This window comes from Achromobacter sp. JUb104, from assembly GCF_024806975.1.
GTDB classification, from domain to species: Bacteria; Pseudomonadota; Gammaproteobacteria; order Burkholderiales; family Burkholderiaceae_B; genus Achromobacter; species Achromobacter spanius.
Genome location: NZ_JANUEY010000002.1, coordinates 1,212,934 through 1,226,682 on the forward strand (window position 1 = coordinate 1,212,934; position 13,749 = coordinate 1,226,682).

Annotated in this window: 14 protein-coding genes; 5 read left to right on the top strand and 9 right to left on the bottom strand. The window is 66.9% G+C overall.

Annotated features, from left to right (window positions below; all coding sequences use genetic code 11):
* Positions 1-18 precede the first annotated feature (18 nt).
* From M2361_RS17330 to M2361_RS17360, 7 genes are all read right to left on the bottom strand, one after another.
* Entirely contained in the window at positions 19-1,041 is a 1,023-nt protein-coding gene (locus M2361_RS17330) for a LacI family DNA-binding transcriptional regulator (protein WP_404976411.1), read from the bottom strand.
* Positions 1,038-1,805, bottom strand: a complete 768-nt coding sequence (locus tag M2361_RS17335; RefSeq protein WP_259250866.1) for an SDR family NAD(P)-dependent oxidoreductase — start codon at positions 1,803-1,805, stop codon at positions 1,038-1,040. Before M2361_RS17335 ends, M2361_RS17330 begins: the two co-directional genes overlap by 4 nt.
* Positions 1,802-3,121: a histidinol dehydrogenase gene (gene hisD / locus M2361_RS17340; RefSeq protein WP_259250868.1), complete on the bottom strand. Its 1,320-nt coding sequence runs from the start codon at positions 3,119-3,121 to the stop codon at positions 1,802-1,804. Before hisD ends, M2361_RS17335 begins: the two co-directional genes overlap by 4 nt.
* A 106-nt stretch (positions 3,122-3,227) precedes the next feature.
* A complete protein-coding gene (locus tag M2361_RS17345) occupies positions 3,228-4,124 on the bottom strand; it encodes a glycerophosphodiester phosphodiesterase (RefSeq protein WP_259250869.1) in 897 nt (298 codons plus the stop codon).
* Positions 4,114-5,715, bottom strand: coding sequence for a hypothetical protein (locus tag M2361_RS17350; protein ID WP_259250871.1), 1,602 nt, complete (start codon positions 5,713-5,715; stop codon positions 4,114-4,116). Before M2361_RS17350 ends, M2361_RS17345 begins: the two co-directional genes overlap by 11 nt.
* 1 nt (position 5,716) lies before the next feature.
* Positions 5,717-6,622 carry a hypothetical protein gene (locus M2361_RS17355; protein WP_259250872.1) on the bottom strand — a complete coding sequence of 302 codons (906 nt, stop codon included), beginning with the start codon at positions 6,620-6,622 and terminating at the stop codon, positions 5,717-5,719.
* 107 nt (positions 6,623-6,729) lie between these two features.
* Positions 6,730-7,197 carry a hypothetical protein gene (locus M2361_RS17360; RefSeq protein ID WP_259250874.1) on the bottom strand — a complete coding sequence of 156 codons (468 nt, stop codon included), beginning with the start codon at positions 7,195-7,197 and terminating at the stop codon, positions 6,730-6,732.
* A 199-nt stretch (positions 7,198-7,396) separates the two neighbouring features.
* Between M2361_RS17360 and M2361_RS17365 the strand changes: the two genes are divergently transcribed.
* From M2361_RS17365 to M2361_RS17385, 5 genes are all read left to right on the top strand, one after another.
* Positions 7,397-7,993: a hypothetical protein gene (locus tag M2361_RS17365; protein ID WP_259250875.1), complete on the top strand. Its 597-nt coding sequence runs from the start codon at positions 7,397-7,399 to the stop codon at positions 7,991-7,993.
* A 113-nt stretch (positions 7,994-8,106) separates the two neighbouring features.
* On the top strand, positions 8,107-8,772 hold the full coding sequence (locus tag M2361_RS17370) for an RNA polymerase sigma factor (protein ID WP_259250876.1): 666 nt from the start codon (positions 8,107-8,109) through the stop codon (positions 8,770-8,772).
* Between the two features lie 2 nt (positions 8,773-8,774).
* Positions 8,775-9,449 (top strand): hypothetical protein, encoded by a 675-nt coding sequence (locus M2361_RS17375; protein ID WP_259250877.1) that lies wholly within the window; start codon positions 8,775-8,777, stop codon positions 9,447-9,449.
* Between the two features lie 8 nt (positions 9,450-9,457).
* The gene (locus tag M2361_RS17380) at positions 9,458-10,921 is read left to right on the top strand and encodes a caspase family protein (protein ID WP_259250878.1); all 1,464 of its coding nucleotides are present in this window, start codon (positions 9,458-9,460) and stop codon (positions 10,919-10,921) included.
* A 61-nt stretch (positions 10,922-10,982) separates the two neighbouring features.
* A complete protein-coding gene (locus M2361_RS17385) occupies positions 10,983-11,369 on the top strand; it encodes a SecDF P1 head subdomain-containing protein (protein WP_259250879.1) in 387 nt (128 codons plus the stop codon).
* 110 nt (positions 11,370-11,479) lie between these two features.
* On the opposite strand, the gene M2361_RS17390 is transcribed toward M2361_RS17385, so the two are convergent.
* Positions 11,480-12,685: an acetyl-CoA C-acyltransferase gene (locus M2361_RS17390; protein WP_259250880.1), complete on the bottom strand. Its 1,206-nt coding sequence runs from the start codon at positions 12,683-12,685 to the stop codon at positions 11,480-11,482.
* A gap of 107 nt (positions 12,686-12,792) precedes the next feature.
* Entirely contained in the window at positions 12,793-13,719 is a 927-nt protein-coding gene (locus M2361_RS17395) for an aldehyde dehydrogenase family protein (protein WP_259250881.1), read from the bottom strand.
* Between the last annotated feature and the right edge of the window lie 30 nt (positions 13,720-13,749).

The window sequence follows — 13,749 nt, forward strand, 5'->3', positions numbered from 1 at the left end:
TGCCGGTCAAAAAAGAAATCAGGGTCCTGCCCGCACGGTGGCGCGTTCAATCAGGCTGCATGGCACGACGATGTCGCGCGGTTGCAGTTCGGCGTGCATCTGTTCGCGCAGCAGGGCCACCGTGGCGTCCACCATGGGTTCGACCTGCTGGCGTATCGTCGTCAAGCGGTACGCGCCCCATGCCGCCTGCGGCACATCGTCAAAGCCCACCACGGCCACATCTTGCGGCACGGACAGGCCCAGTTCCTGGCGCAGCACGTCCAAGGCCGCGATCGCCATGTGGTCGTTGCCGGCAAGAAGCGCGTCGGGCGCGGTGGGTCCAGGGTCGGCAAACAGCCTGCGCACCGCTTCTTGCGCGCGATCAAAGTCGTAATGGCCCACCTCGCGGCGATGCAGCGCGTGGCCCAGTTCATGCAGGCCGTCCACAAAGCCGCGTTCGCGTTCGATGCTGGTCGATGAATCTTCCAGGCCCGCCAGATAGGCAAAGCGCCGGTAGCCGCGTTCCACCAACAAGCGCGCCGCCATCTGGCCGCCCGCGTAGTTGTCGGACGTGACCGAACTGCTGGCGTGCCGCGCCAGCCCGCCCAGGATGGACACGCGGTTGAATTGCACCACCGGCACGCCGACCTCGGCGCAACTGCGCGCCACGTTCGAGGACAGCATGGCGGATGCCATGACGATGCCGTCCACCTGGTATTGCAGAATTTCCGCCAGCACGCCGTCGGCCGCTTCATCGACTTCCGCGATGAACATCAGCACGTGATAGCCCTCTTTCTGTAGCTTCTGCGACAGCTTCTCGATGACCAGCGGATAGAACTGGTTTTCCAGATAGCTCATCACCAGCGCCACGATGCGGCTGCGCCGCGTGATCAGGCTGCGGGCCAACGCGTTGGGCCGGTAGCCCAGCTTCTGCGCCGCCGCCAGCACCTTGCGACGTGTCGCTTCCGACACGCTGGCACCCGGCGTGAACGTGCGGCTGACGGCGGACTGGGACACGTCCGCCAGGTCCGCCACGTCTTGTGCGCGCGGCGCGGCCTTCATGCGGCTGTCCATCCCGCATCCAGCATCAGCGCGCTGCCCGTCATCAGGCTGGACGCGTCGCTGGCCAGGAACACGATGGCGCCCATCACTTCTTCCAGCCGTCCGACGCGGCCCAGCGCATTGCGCGCGCAGACCCAATCGCGAAAGCCGGGCTGCTCCAGCATGCCGGCGGTCATGGGGGTTTCGATGAAGGTCGGGCACACGGTATTCACGCGGATGCCCGCGCCACCCACTTCCCAGGCCAGCGCGCGCGTCATGCCTTCCAGCGCGTGCTTGCTGGCGCAGTACAAGGTGCGCCGGGGGCTGCCCACATGCCCCATCTGCGACGACACGTTGATGATCGACCCCGGCAGACCTTCCTTTAGCAGACGGCGCGCCACCGCGCGGCTGGTGTAGAACGCCGCCTTGACGTTCAGGTCCAGTACCGCGTCGATGTCCTCGTCGGACTGCTCCACCAAGGGCTTGGGGCGATTCATGCCGGCGTTGTTCACCAGGATGTCGAAGGGGTCGGCTTGCGCGACCGCGGCATCCACAGCAGCAGAGTCCGTCACGTCCAGCACCAGCGCGGCGCAGTCGATGCCTTCGGCGCGCAAGGCCTCACAGACTTGCAGCAATTCAGGTTCGCGGCGCGCCGCCACCGTCACGTGCGCACCCGCGCGCCCCAGCGCGGCGGCGGCGGCCAGGCCGATGCCGCCGCTGCCGCCCGTCACCAGGGCACGGCGTCCGTCCAGACGGAAGTCGGGTCCTTTGGGCAGCGCAATCATGCCTGCGCCTCAACGGGCTGATACCAGGGCAGGTCGGGCCGGTCGCCATAGCGGCGAACGCGGATATTGGCCTGTTCGCCGTGGCCCGCGAAGTTCTCCATATGGCACAGGCGCGAGCAGTACTCGCCCATCGTCGCGCTGGCCGCGTCGGTCAGCACGCGCTGGTAGGTGCAGGTCTTCAAGAACTTGCCCACCCACAAGCCGCCCGTGTAGCGCGCGTTGCGGTTGGTCGGCAGCGTGTGGTTGGTGCCGATCACCTTGTCGCCGAAGCTGACGTTGGTGCGCGGCCCCAGGAACAACGCGCCGTAGTTGGTCATGTTGTGCAGGAAGTAGTCGGGGTCGCGGGTCATGACCTGTACGTGCTCGAAAGCCAGCTCATCGGCCACTTGCAGCATTTCCTCGATCGTGTCGCAGACGATGACTTCGCCGCAATCCGCCCAGGCCTTGGACGCGATGCCGGCGGTGGGCAGGATGGCCAGTTGGCGTTCGACTTCGGCCAGGGTGTCCTGCGCCAGTTGTTCACTGTTGGTCAGCAGCACGGCGGGTGAGGTGGGGCCGTGCTCGGCTTGGCCCAGCAGGTCCACCGCGCACAATTCGCCGTCCACGCTGTCGTCCGCGATCACCAACGTTTCGGTGGGGCCGGCGAACAGGTCGATACCCACGCGCCCGTACAGTTGGCGCTTGGCTTCGGCCACGAACATATTGCCCGGCCCGACCAGCATGTCCACGGGCGCCACGCTGGGCGTACCCACCGCCATGGCGACCACGGCCTGCACGCCGCCCAGCACCAGGATCTCGTCGGCACCGGCCATGTCCATGGCGGTCACGATGGCCGGATGCGGCTTGCCTTGATAGGGCGGCGCGGTGGACACAATGCGCTTCACACCCGCCACCTTGGCGGTCAGCACGCTCATGTGCGCCGAAGCCAACAGCGGGTATTTCCCGCCGGGGATGTAGCAGCCCACGGCGTTCATCGGCACGTGCTTGTGGCCCAGCACCACGCCGGGATACGTTTCCACTTCCACGTCGCGCATGGAATCGCGCTGGATCTGGGCAAAGTTGCGCACCTGGGATTGGGCGAACGCAATGTCCTCGATCTCACGCGCCGACAATTGCTTGCGGGCCGCGTCGATTTCCGCGCGCGACAGGCGAAAGTCCGCCGGGTCCCAGTTGTCGAACTTGCGGCTGTAGTCGCGCACGGCGTCATCGCCGCGTGTCTCGATGTCGCGGATGATGGCTTCGACGGTGGCGCGTACCTTGGCGTCATCGTCGGTTTTTACGGCGGCGGTACGGCCGCGCTTCAGATAGCGAATCATGGTTTTCTGGCCCTGCAATCGTGAGTGGTTCAACAAAGTGAGGCCACTTTCGAAGGCTTGCATACGTATGCAAATAGGGAGAAACCCGGATAAGGAGCGTCGCCGCTTAGCCGCCCATCGCCTTGCAGAACGCCTGCGCGTCGCCGTCGATGATGACGCCCGACGGCAGATAGCCTTCGCGCTGCCGGGTCGCGCGCAGTTGCTGCGCCAAGGCCGCATCGCCGCCCACCGCGTACACGAAGACGCGCACCGATTGCGCCGCCGCGTCGCGCAGCAATTGCGGGTTGGCGGCAAGCGTCATGGCGTCCACATGCACGCCCACAGGCGCGCCGACCGTGGCGGCCAGGTTGGCCAGCCAGGGCCGGGTCAGCTTGGGCGCCGTGGCGCGCTGCGACACGTACTTGCCCAGCGGATTCGCGCTGACGGATTCCGCATGGCGGGGGTCGAACACGATCAAGCCCAGATAGCCCTGCGGGTCCGTGCCGCGCACACAGCGCAGCGCTTCGGGAAACGCCGACGTGATCATCCAGTTGCCATGCGGCAGCGCCTGCTTCAGGTTGGCGACCAGCTTGCCCACCGGCGCGCAGTCGCGATAGACGACCTTGAGTTCGGCGTTGAACGTCTTGGCCGGCTGCGCGGCCGCGACTTGCAGAGCGTCGTCCAGAAACGGTGGCGGCTGCCCGCCGCCCTGCCCCGTCAGCTTGGCGCCGCGCCAGTCCGCGCTGCTCAGTTGCAGCACGGCGCGGCGGCCGACGCCGCTTACCGTCCTGCCCGTCAGCAGGTCGTGATGCAGGACCCAGCGGCCGTCCTTCAGGCGCTGCATGTCGATTTCCACGCCGTCCCAGCCGCCCGCATACGCCGCGCGGATGGACGCCAGCGAGTTCTCGGGCAGCGTGGGCGCGCCGCGATGCGCGTGCACCTGCATGCCCAGGCAAGCCGCGCCGGCGTCCGCCCAGGGCAATATCGCGGCCAGCGCCGCGACCATCAAGCGCCTAGCTTGCATCGCCGTGGTATCCGTACTTGATGCCGCCCAAGAGGCGCGTGCGCACCGCTTCGTTGAAGGGGTAGGTGTAGGCCTGGCCCACCACCACCACGTGCGCCACATTGGCCAGCACGCGGCGGCGCAGCGACTGGCCGACGGATTCATCGTCGCGCCCGGACTCCGCCCGCGACATCTGCTGGAACAGTTCGCTTTGCGTGACGCCGTTCTGCATGAAGGAAAACGCCGTCCACACGCAGACCAGCGTCAGCACCAAGGCCGCGCCCGCCGCGCGTGTCGCGGTGCGACCCGGTTCCTGGCCCGCCGGCGTGCGCAGCCAGACGACCAGCTTGGCGATCAAATACAGCAGCTTGGCGAAGTGGCCCACCGCGCCCAGCAGCGAGCACAGCAACGCCACGGGCGGCACGATGGCCGCGCGGGCCGCGTCCTGGCCCAACTGCTGATGCTGCCCACCGCGCTGAAAGTCCGCGGTTTGCGCGGAAAAGCGCGGCAGGGCCTCGTCCACCGCGTGGTCCAGCATGCCGTCGTACAAGCGCTTGAAGCTGGCGGCATCGGTGTAGTTGGCCGCCACGTTCATGTTGGCCGGCACCAAGAGCGCCTGCCGCAGCAGCTTCTGCACACCGGGGCGGGCCACAAAATCTTCATACGACAGGCCAGGCGGAATGGCATCGCCTTCGACGTGTACGGTACGGCTGCGCAGGGTCTTCCAATACTGCTGCGCCACCGCCTCGTTGAAGGTGGCGCGGTCATGGGGCTGCCAACCGGCCGGCACCGGCACACGCTTGCGCACGTCGCGCACCACGCGGTCCTCGTAGCGCGCGGGCACCGTTTCCGGGGTCCAGCCGCGTCGCGACAGGTTCTTGCGGTAATCGCTCCACGCGCGGTCCTGCTCGCGCGCCAGGGCAATGTCTGACGCCACCGGCACACCGGCGTATTTCTTCCAGCGGTCGGCCACGGACTGCATCACCGTGGTGTAGACCTGGTGATAGCCGCGTATGCCCGGCGCCGTCATGCGCACGTCGCGGCCATCGAACGTAAACGTCTTCATCTGGCGTTGCAGGTCGGCGCGGATGACCTGGCGCTTCTTGGGTTCGACCTTCTCGTCCAGGTTATCGATGTTGGACAGCAGCACCTGGAACACCGCCAGGAACGCCTTGCCCTCGGGCCGCGCATAGACCGCGTCATCCACCAGGCCGTCCAGATGCAGATCGCCCTGCACCAGCGAGCGTTGCAGCAACCCGGCATTGGTGGCGATGCGGCGGAAGTCGCCGTCGCGCGTATCCACCAGCACGTTCACCAAGGTCTTGATGGCGCCGAACACCACGAACGCGGTCACGGCGCAGGCGACGGCGATCTTCAGAAACGAAGGCTTGCCGGTACGCAAGCGCCGCGTCCACAGCACTTGCAACACCACCAGCGCGGCGGCAATGCCTGACAGGCTGCGGCCGAAGAACTCCAGCTCTTCGATGTCGTGCGGCGTGGCGCGGCTGCCCACCACGTCAAGCAGGCGCGCGTTGAAACCAAGTTCAAAGCTCAGGTAGACGACCGTCAGCGCGATCAGGATAAGAATCTGGCGAATCTGGGCTTGCCGCACGTCAATCTCTCAGGTCGATTCGGGTCGAGGTGATTTCCTCGTCGGGCAGGTCCAGCTTGGCGGGCGTGCGCGAGGCGCCGGTGCGCGGCGACGACACGCTGGCGCTGGCCGCCGTCGCGTTGCCGCCCGACACGGGGGCAGGCGGCGCGGGCACGACGCGACCCGCGCTCTGGGATGGCGCGGTGGCCGGGGTTGCCGGCATCGGCGCGGGGGATTCATTGGGCCGACCGGACTTGCCCGATTTGCCCGGCTTGCCCTTGGCGGTCGGCGCGGCCGGTGGCGGATACACGCCGTACTGGCGTATCGACTCCATGTAGCCCGAGGGGTACAGCGATTCGTCGGCGAAGGGTTTGGCGCGCGGATTCATACCGGCCACCGACTTCACGTCGCCACGGCGCATGCGGCCGTCCTGCGTGTAGACAAAGCGCTCAATCGCGCTGCCTTTGGGAAAATCCAGCGTCATTGCGCTGCGGTCGTCCTGCACCAACACGGCCGGGCGGTCGCGGCAATTGCCCAGGTCCCAGGACAGCACGTCCGAACCCTCAATGGCCAGCACCGTGTAGCGGTAGTCACAACGGCGGGTTTGCGTCTCGATGACCACCACCGTGCGCGGGCCCACGTTCTCGGTGCGCGCAACCCGGGCCGATTCCACATTGTTCAAGGGCACCACGCGCTGGTTGCCCGAGAGCTTGACCGAGAAGTTCTTGCCTTCGCGCCGCAACGTGCCCAAGCCCCCGTCTTGCAAGGGGAACTGGCCGATCTCGGTGCCGAACAAGGCCGCGGTATCGACGCTATAGACGTAGCCGCCACGGGAATTGGTCTTGACCGCGCAAGCGCTCAAGCCTCCCAGCAACAGCAGCGCGGCCGCCAGGCGCAGGGTCAACGAACGGAACAAGAACGGGTGCATCGAAATCATCGTGGTGTCGGGAACGGCCCCGCAATGTATCTCAAAGTTACAAGGCGAGGCCAGGCTTGTTTCAATTCCGCGAACGCAGCAGCGCCCGCATTTTTTAATCAGCTTGCGCTGACGCCGCCTTGCTTGCTTTCCAGCGCGTCCTTGACCAGTTCGCCCGCGCTATGGCGGATGACCGACACGCAACGCGCCATGATGGCGCGCAGCAAGGCTTCGGCCGGCAGCGTATCGGCGGCGGCCACGAAGCTCTCGAGCGATGCCGTCACGCGCCCGGGCTTGCCGTCGCGGTCTTGCTGCAAGCTGAGCTTGACCGCCTTGCAGCGGTGGTTGACCCCGTTGATGACTTCCAGCAGTTGCACACGGCTCAGGCCCAGTTCCTCGGCGTCCACGAAGCTCGGATACACCAGGCGCAAGAACTCCGGGTCCGACTCGCTCAGGCTGAAGAACATGGTGCCCAGGTCCGGGTGGCGAAACAGCACGTCGCCGTCTTCGTCAATGCGGGCGACCAGGCCCAGTTCTTCCTGGACCACGTTCTGGTACAGGGCGGTCAGCGGGGTGGGGTTGGACATGAGGGGACTCTCCGTGGGGTGTGGCAAAGGGGGTATGGCGGCGCGAAAACCGCGCCCTTGCCCTCTGCTACGCACCCGGCGCGGAAAGGTTCGAAAAATATGTTCAACGAACTTCAAGAAAAATAAATCGAACCTTTCCGCGCGCCGCGCATAGCGATGGGTACAGGCACACATTTGCCGCCACCCACAAGGAAAGACCATGCAAGAGAAAGCGCTGCGCGACGCCCTGACCCAGGCCAAGACCCTTGGCGGCCGTTTGGTAGCCATGGCGGCCCCCGCCGCCGCCCGCGTCAACCGTGGCGACGCGGTGGGCGCATTGCTGTTCCTGCTGGCCACGACCGTGTTCTCGGTGATCACCGTGCGCATGATGGGGTCCAACGCCAGCCTGAGCTTCTATGACCTCTTGCGCCTGCAAAACGGCGGTAGCGCGCAGGGCGCGATGGCGGGCGAAGCGTCGGGCGCGGGCATCTATGCGCTGCTGTGGCTGCTGGCCGTGGTGGGCCCCTTGCTGCCGTCGCTGATGCCGCAGCGCGCCGCCCGCCTGGGCTACTTCCTGCCGCTGGTCTTGTGGGGCATTGCGCTGGCCGGTGTGGTCTCGCAAGTACGCGAACTGATGGAGGCCACGCGCCAGTTCGCCGGCTTCATGGGCAATTCGCGCGCCAGCCGCAACATGGCGGGCGACATGGCCTCGACGCTGTGGAGCAGCCTGAGCTTTGGTTTCGGCTTCTATCTGTCGTTGGCGATTGTGGCGGGCTTCACCATTCGCGGCATCGCCGTGCTGCGCCGCCGCGCTTGATTTTCCTGGCTTGCACGGCTAAGGTGCCGCTGCCCTCGCCTTGCAGGGCGGCGGCGTCCCGCGCCGATGGGCTGACGTCACGCGCGTCCAGTTCGCCAACAACAAGCTGAACCATGAACACGCTCGAACCCAAGCGCTACGTCATCACCAACGTCGACGCGCTGTTGCGCATCATGCATGCCGACCCGCGCTACGCGCTGGAGTTCCGCAACAAGGCCGAACAGCACATCACGCTGAAGCTGCGCAAGAAGTTCTTCAACACCTCGCCGGAAGGCGTGGTGGACGCATTCAACAACGCGCTGATGAAGTTCCTGCAAACCCGCACGTTCAAGGACGAAGGCTTTCAGCACGGCCAGCCGCCGGGCGGTTGGGCGGCGCATGAATTGGCGGTCAGCAAGCTGGGCGGCTACCTGTACCGGGGTTCATTGCACGAGCTGATTCAGATGCATCGGCGCACGCGGCACGAAGTGCGCTGGAGCGGACCGAACGCTGACGGCGATGCGGACGACAACGTCTTTGACGACGCTGAAGACGTCGGCGACCCCTCGCCGTTTGCCGACCCGGCGCATGCCTACGAGCACCTGTCGGTCGTGCAGCGCATGCGCGACTGCCTCAACAAACTAAGCGATACCTTGCGCGCCACGATGTTCCTGTATCTGGACGAAGTGCCAATGGAACAGATCGCCAAGCAGCAAGACCTGCACGTGCCCACCGTCAAGAGCCGCCTGCATGCGGCGCGCAAGCTTGTGGCGGACTGCACGCGCAAAGGAATGGACTGATCATGTCTGAAGACCGCGTACTGTCCTACTTGTCGGGCGAGCTCGACGACGACGCGCGCCGCGCGTTCGAGGCCGACCTGGCGCGCGACCCCGCGCTACAGGCCGAGGTCGACGACTGGCGCACGCTGGCGCAAGCCCGCCAGATGGCGCACAACGACATCGGCCAGGCCGAGCGCGACACCGGCTTTTTGCGTGCGCTGGCCGAGCAGGCACGGATAGCGTCCGCGCCGAAGCCAGAGATCAAAACCACCCGCGCCCGCCTGTGGCAATGGTTGTGGCCCACGCCCGCCAGCCCGCTCATGCCCTTGGGCTGGGCGCTGGCTATCGCGCTGTCGGTCGTCGTCGTGCTGCAAGCGCCGCAAGACGGCAAGGTGCCAGGCGCAGGATCGGGCGCAGTGCCGGGGACCATGTCCGACGGTGTGCCACTGTCGGGTGGCACGCTGACCCGGGGCGGCGGCGCTTGCCCGCGCCTGGTGGTGGATTTGCCCGACGGCGTCACCGCCAAGCAACTGCGCAACACCTTGTCCCAATTCGCTGTGTCCGTCGTGGCGGGCCCCGACGACGACGGCCGCTTCGTATTGAGCGCCGCGCGCGAGTCCTCCTTGCATGACGCCGCGCAGGCGCTAGGTGCACGGTCCGTGTCCGTGGCGCCGGCCGGCGCCTGCCCCAAACCATGAACGCGCCCGTGAACGTCATACCCTCGTTGTCTCGCCAGTCCGCGCGGCGGCGCCTGCTGGCAGCCTCCCTTGGCGTCGGCCTGCTGGCTTTGCACGGCACCGGCTTGACCAACCCCGCGCCAAATCCCACACCAATCCCCGCACCAACCCCGGTGCCGGCCAAGCGCCGCTTTGCCCTGGTCATCGGCAACGCCCGCTACGCGCTGCCCGCCAACGCCTTGGCGAACCCGGTCAACGATGCGCGCCTGGTCGCCGACACGCTGCGCAAGCGCAACCTGGACGTCACCTTGCTGACCGACTTGACCACCGCCCAGATGGAAGCGGCGGTGGACGAGTTCGCCACCCGCGCCACGGGCGCCGACCTGGCGCTGGTGTACTTCGCGGGCCACGCGGTGGCGGTGGACGATGTGAACTACCTGTTCGGTGTCGAGCTGCCCGTGTCGCTGGGCGAGGTGCGCATCCGCACCGCGCAGCAAGGCTCGCTGAGCTTGAAGCGCGTGTCCCAAGCCCTGCGCCGCGCGCAGGTACGCGCCCGCCTGCTGGTGCTGGACGCCTGCCGCACCAACCTGACGCGCGGCGCGCCGTCGGCGGGGCTGGTCCATACCGTGCCCGCCGGTGGTGAACTGATCGCGTTCTCGACCCAGCCCGGCGCCACGGCCGAAGACGGCTTTGGCAACGAAGGGCCACGCCACAGTCCCTATGCGTTCTACTTCGCGCAAGGCCTGGCCGACTTGCCGGCATCCGCACCGGTCGAAACGTTCTTCAAGCAATTGACGGGCGACGTGCAGGTGGCCACCGCCTATCGGCAGATTCCGCACTACGCCAGCAGCCTGGTCGGCACCATCACCTTCACCAGTCTGGCGGACGGCCAGACGCCTGCCGTACCCGGTGCTAACCCCGCCAACGCTGGCGCGTCTGGCAGAGGCCCGTCGCCCACGCTGGGCCGCGATTTGATCAAGGCGCGCATCAGCGCCTGGGAATATGAAATCGAACGCGGCGCGCAGTACCTGGACGAGCCACGCCTGGCTTCGCTACAGGCGCGCGCGCAAGCGGGCGACGTGGTGGCAATGACCACGCTGGGCCTGATCGCCGAAAACGGCGAACACGTCACACAGGACTACAAGGCCGCCGCCCGCTGGTATCAACGCGCCGCCGACCAGGACTTCGCGCCCGCGCAGACCTATCTGGGTGAACTGGCCGGCATGGGGCGCGGCGTGCCGAAGAACTACAACGTGGCCGAGCGACTGTTCCGCGATGCGGCCGAAGCCGGCCACCGCCGCGCCGCGCTGGACCTGCTGGACCTGCGCGTGCGCATGGGCGAACCCCTGGACCCGCGCGAATGGGCCGAGGTGCTGCAAGATGCGCTACGCAACCCCCCTGGCCTGCCGCAGCCGGGCATGCCGCCCATCCAGGGGCTGCCCGACACGCCATGGATGCGCGCACTGGGCGTGCGACCGCCCGGGCAGCCTTGAAGTGAACGGCAGGCGCCACTTCGGCTAGGATAATGGCGTCGTCCAACAGCAGGAGTTTGCGATGCCCTCACTGAGACACGTCATTCTGGCGGCCGCCGCCGCCCTGGCCATGCCGCTAGCCGCGCACGCCGACAGCGTCACCTTGCACGCCGAACGCGCCACCGCCGGCGCCGACAACACCGGCGCCCGCGTGGTCGATGTTGAACTCAAGCCCGACAGCCGCAAGGCGCTGGCCGACTTCACCCGCGAGCGCGTCGGCAAGCGCATTCAACTGCGGTCCAACGGCATTCTGCTGTCGTCGGCCACCTTGATGAGCCCGCTGGAAGGCGACAGCTTTCGCATCACGGCCGGCGAACACGGCTTTGCCGGCAAGTCCGCCGAAGAGATTGCCCAAGGCATCATGAAAGACGGCGGCCTGACCGTGGACGACGAGAACACGGCCAAGTAGCGGCTGGCTGGCGTCACGCACCAAGCGTTACGCGCCAACGTGCCGGTGGCCATCTTCGGCGAACAGGACTCGCACGCCGTGCATCACCCCTCAAACCCGCGCGGGCCGATTCAGCCCGCGATTTCAAACAGGCCGGCCGCGCCCATGCCTCCGCCCACGCACATCGTGACGACGGCATAGCGCACGCCGCGCCGTCGGCCTTCTATCAACGCATGCCCCGCCATCCGCGCGCCCGACATGCCGTAAGGGTGGCCGATAGAGATGGCGCCGCCGTTGACGTTCAGGCGCTCGTCCGGAATGCCCAACTGATCCCGGCAGTACAACACCTGGCAAGCGAAGGCTTCGTTCAGTTCCCACAAGCCGATGTCATCGACCTTCAAGCCGTGCCGCGCCAGCAAACGCGGCACGGCATGCACCGGCCCGACGCCCATCTCTTCCGGGCCGCAGCCTGCCACAGCCATGCCCCGATAGATGCCCAGCGGTGTCAGCCCACGACGGCGCGCCTGCGCGGCTTCCATCACCACGCAGGCCGAGGCCCCGTCCGACAGTTGCGAGGAATTGCCGGCGGTGATGTGTTGCCCAACTTCCAAGCGCTGGCCGTTCTTGAATACAGGTTGCAGCGCGGCCAGGCTGTCCAGCGAGGTATCGGGCCGGTTGCCCTCGTCGCGGGTCAGGGTGACGGCTTGCGCGGAGGTCTCGCCGGTGGCGCGGTCCGTCACCTGCTTGATGGCGGCGAGCGGCACGATCTCTTCATCGAAGCGGCCGGCGGCCTGGGCGGCGGCGGTGCGCTGTTGTGAGCGCAGCGCGTAGGCGTCTTGCGCGGCGCGCGGAATGCCGTAGCGGCTGGCTACGATCTCGGCCGTTTCCAGCATGCTCATGAATATTTCCGGCTGCTCGCGCATCAAGGCATCGTCGAACCAACGGCTGCGGTTCATGCGGTCGTTCTGCACCAGGGAAATTGACTCCAGGCCACCCGCCACCACGATGTCCATGCCTTCCTGCGTGACCTGGCGCGCGGCCGTGGCAATGGCCATCAGGCCCGAGGCACACTGGCGATCCAGCGTCATTGCGGCCACGTGCACGGGCAGGCCGGCCCGCAGCGCCGCCTGCCGCGCCACGTTCATGTGAGTGGTGCCTTGCTGCAAGGCAGCGCCCAGGATCACGTCTTCCACCTCGCGGGGGTCGATGCCCGCGCGCGCCACCGCATGCGATATCGCATGGCCGCCCAGCGTGGGTGCGGTGGTGTCGTTGAACGCCCCGCGATAGGCCCGGCCGATCGGTGTGCGGGCGGTCGAAACGATGACGGCTTCTCTCATGATGGATTCCCAGGTCTTGATCGCATTGACCGTGGTGGTCGTGTTGATCGTGTTGATCTTGCTGATCGGGCTGTTTTTGCCTGATCGTGTTGATTTTTCTGATCGTGTTATCGGCGCCAGACCGTATGGCTTTGCTCACGTGCGAATTGCGTCACGTAGTACGGCCCCAGGCCGCCCTTGCCGGTCATGCCCGACCCCTTCCAGCCGCAGAAGGTTTGTATGCCCGGCCATGCGCCCGTGGTCGCGCCGCTGGCGCGGTTCACGTACAAGGCGCCGGCATGCGCCTGGTTCAGAAACAGGTCGATCTCGTCTTGCTCTTGGGCGTAGCAGCCGGCGGTGAGACCGTAGTCGACCGCGTTGCCGTCATCGATGGCCGCTTGCAGGTCGTTAAACGGCTGCACCGAGACGAACGGCAGGAACAGTTCCTTGCGGTTCAAGCGGTGGTCGGCGGGCAGACCTGCCGCCACGGCCGGGCGCACGTAATGGCCATAAGCCAGCTCTCCCGCGCTCAAGCGACGCCCGCCCGACAGCAGCCGGCCCGAGGCGTCCACGTCTTCGCAAGCCGTGCGATAGCGCCGCCACGCAGCTTCGTCAATCAGCGGCCCCATGAACACGCCACGCTCACGCGGATCACCCACCGTGACCGCCTCGGTGGCCGCGCACAGCCGTTCCAGAAAAGCGTCGTGCACCGCCGCGTGCGCGTATACCTTCGACCCCGCGGAACACTTCTGTCCTTGCAGCCCAAAGGCGGAACGCAGCACGCCTTGCACAGCCACGTCCAGGTCCGCGCTGGCGGTGATGTACGTGGGGTTCTTGCCGCCCATCTCGGCGATGACGGGCCGCGCGTGGCGGCCCGCCGCTACCGTTTGCAGCAGCTCCATGCCCACGTCCAGGCTGCCGGTGAAGGCGTAGCCGTCGATGCCCGTGTGATGCGCCAGCAGCGCGCCCGTTTTGGCGCCGCCATACACGCCGTTCACGCAACCCGACGGCACGCCCGCCGCGTCGCAAGCGCCCAGCAGCAGCGCGCCTGTCAACGCGGCGCGGGGGTGACGGCTTATAGACCA

Bases quoted from the DNA above. Each gene is read 5' to 3' on its own strand.
- M2361_RS17330 (WP_404976411.1), bottom strand. From the start codon at position 1,041: ATGAAGGCCGCGCCGCGCGCACAAGACGTGGCGGACCTGGCGGACGTG.
- M2361_RS17335 (WP_259250866.1), bottom strand. From the start codon at position 1,805: ATGATTGCGCTGCCCAAAGGACCCGACTTCCGTCTGGACGGACGCCGT.
- hisD (WP_259250868.1), bottom strand. From the start codon at position 3,121: ATGATTCGCTATCTGAAGCGCGGCCGTACCGCCGCCGTAAAAACCGAC.
- M2361_RS17345 (WP_259250869.1), bottom strand. From the start codon at position 4,124: ATGCAAGCTAGGCGCTTGATGGTCGCGGCGCTGGCCGCGATATTGCCC.
- M2361_RS17355 (WP_259250872.1), bottom strand. From the start codon at position 6,622: ATGCACCCGTTCTTGTTCCGTTCGTTGACCCTGCGCCTGGCGGCCGCG.
- M2361_RS17360 (WP_259250874.1), bottom strand. From the start codon at position 7,197: ATGTCCAACCCCACCCCGCTGACCGCCCTGTACCAGAACGTGGTCCAG.
- M2361_RS17365 (WP_259250875.1), top strand. From the start codon at position 7,397: ATGCAAGAGAAAGCGCTGCGCGACGCCCTGACCCAGGCCAAGACCCTT.
- M2361_RS17370 (WP_259250876.1), top strand. From the start codon at position 8,107: ATGAACACGCTCGAACCCAAGCGCTACGTCATCACCAACGTCGACGCG.
- M2361_RS17375 (WP_259250877.1), top strand. From the start codon at position 8,775: ATGTCTGAAGACCGCGTACTGTCCTACTTGTCGGGCGAGCTCGACGAC.
- M2361_RS17385 (WP_259250879.1), top strand. From the start codon at position 10,983: ATGCCCTCACTGAGACACGTCATTCTGGCGGCCGCCGCCGCCCTGGCC.
- M2361_RS17390 (WP_259250880.1), bottom strand. From the start codon at position 12,685: ATGAGAGAAGCCGTCATCGTTTCGACCGCCCGCACACCGATCGGCCGG.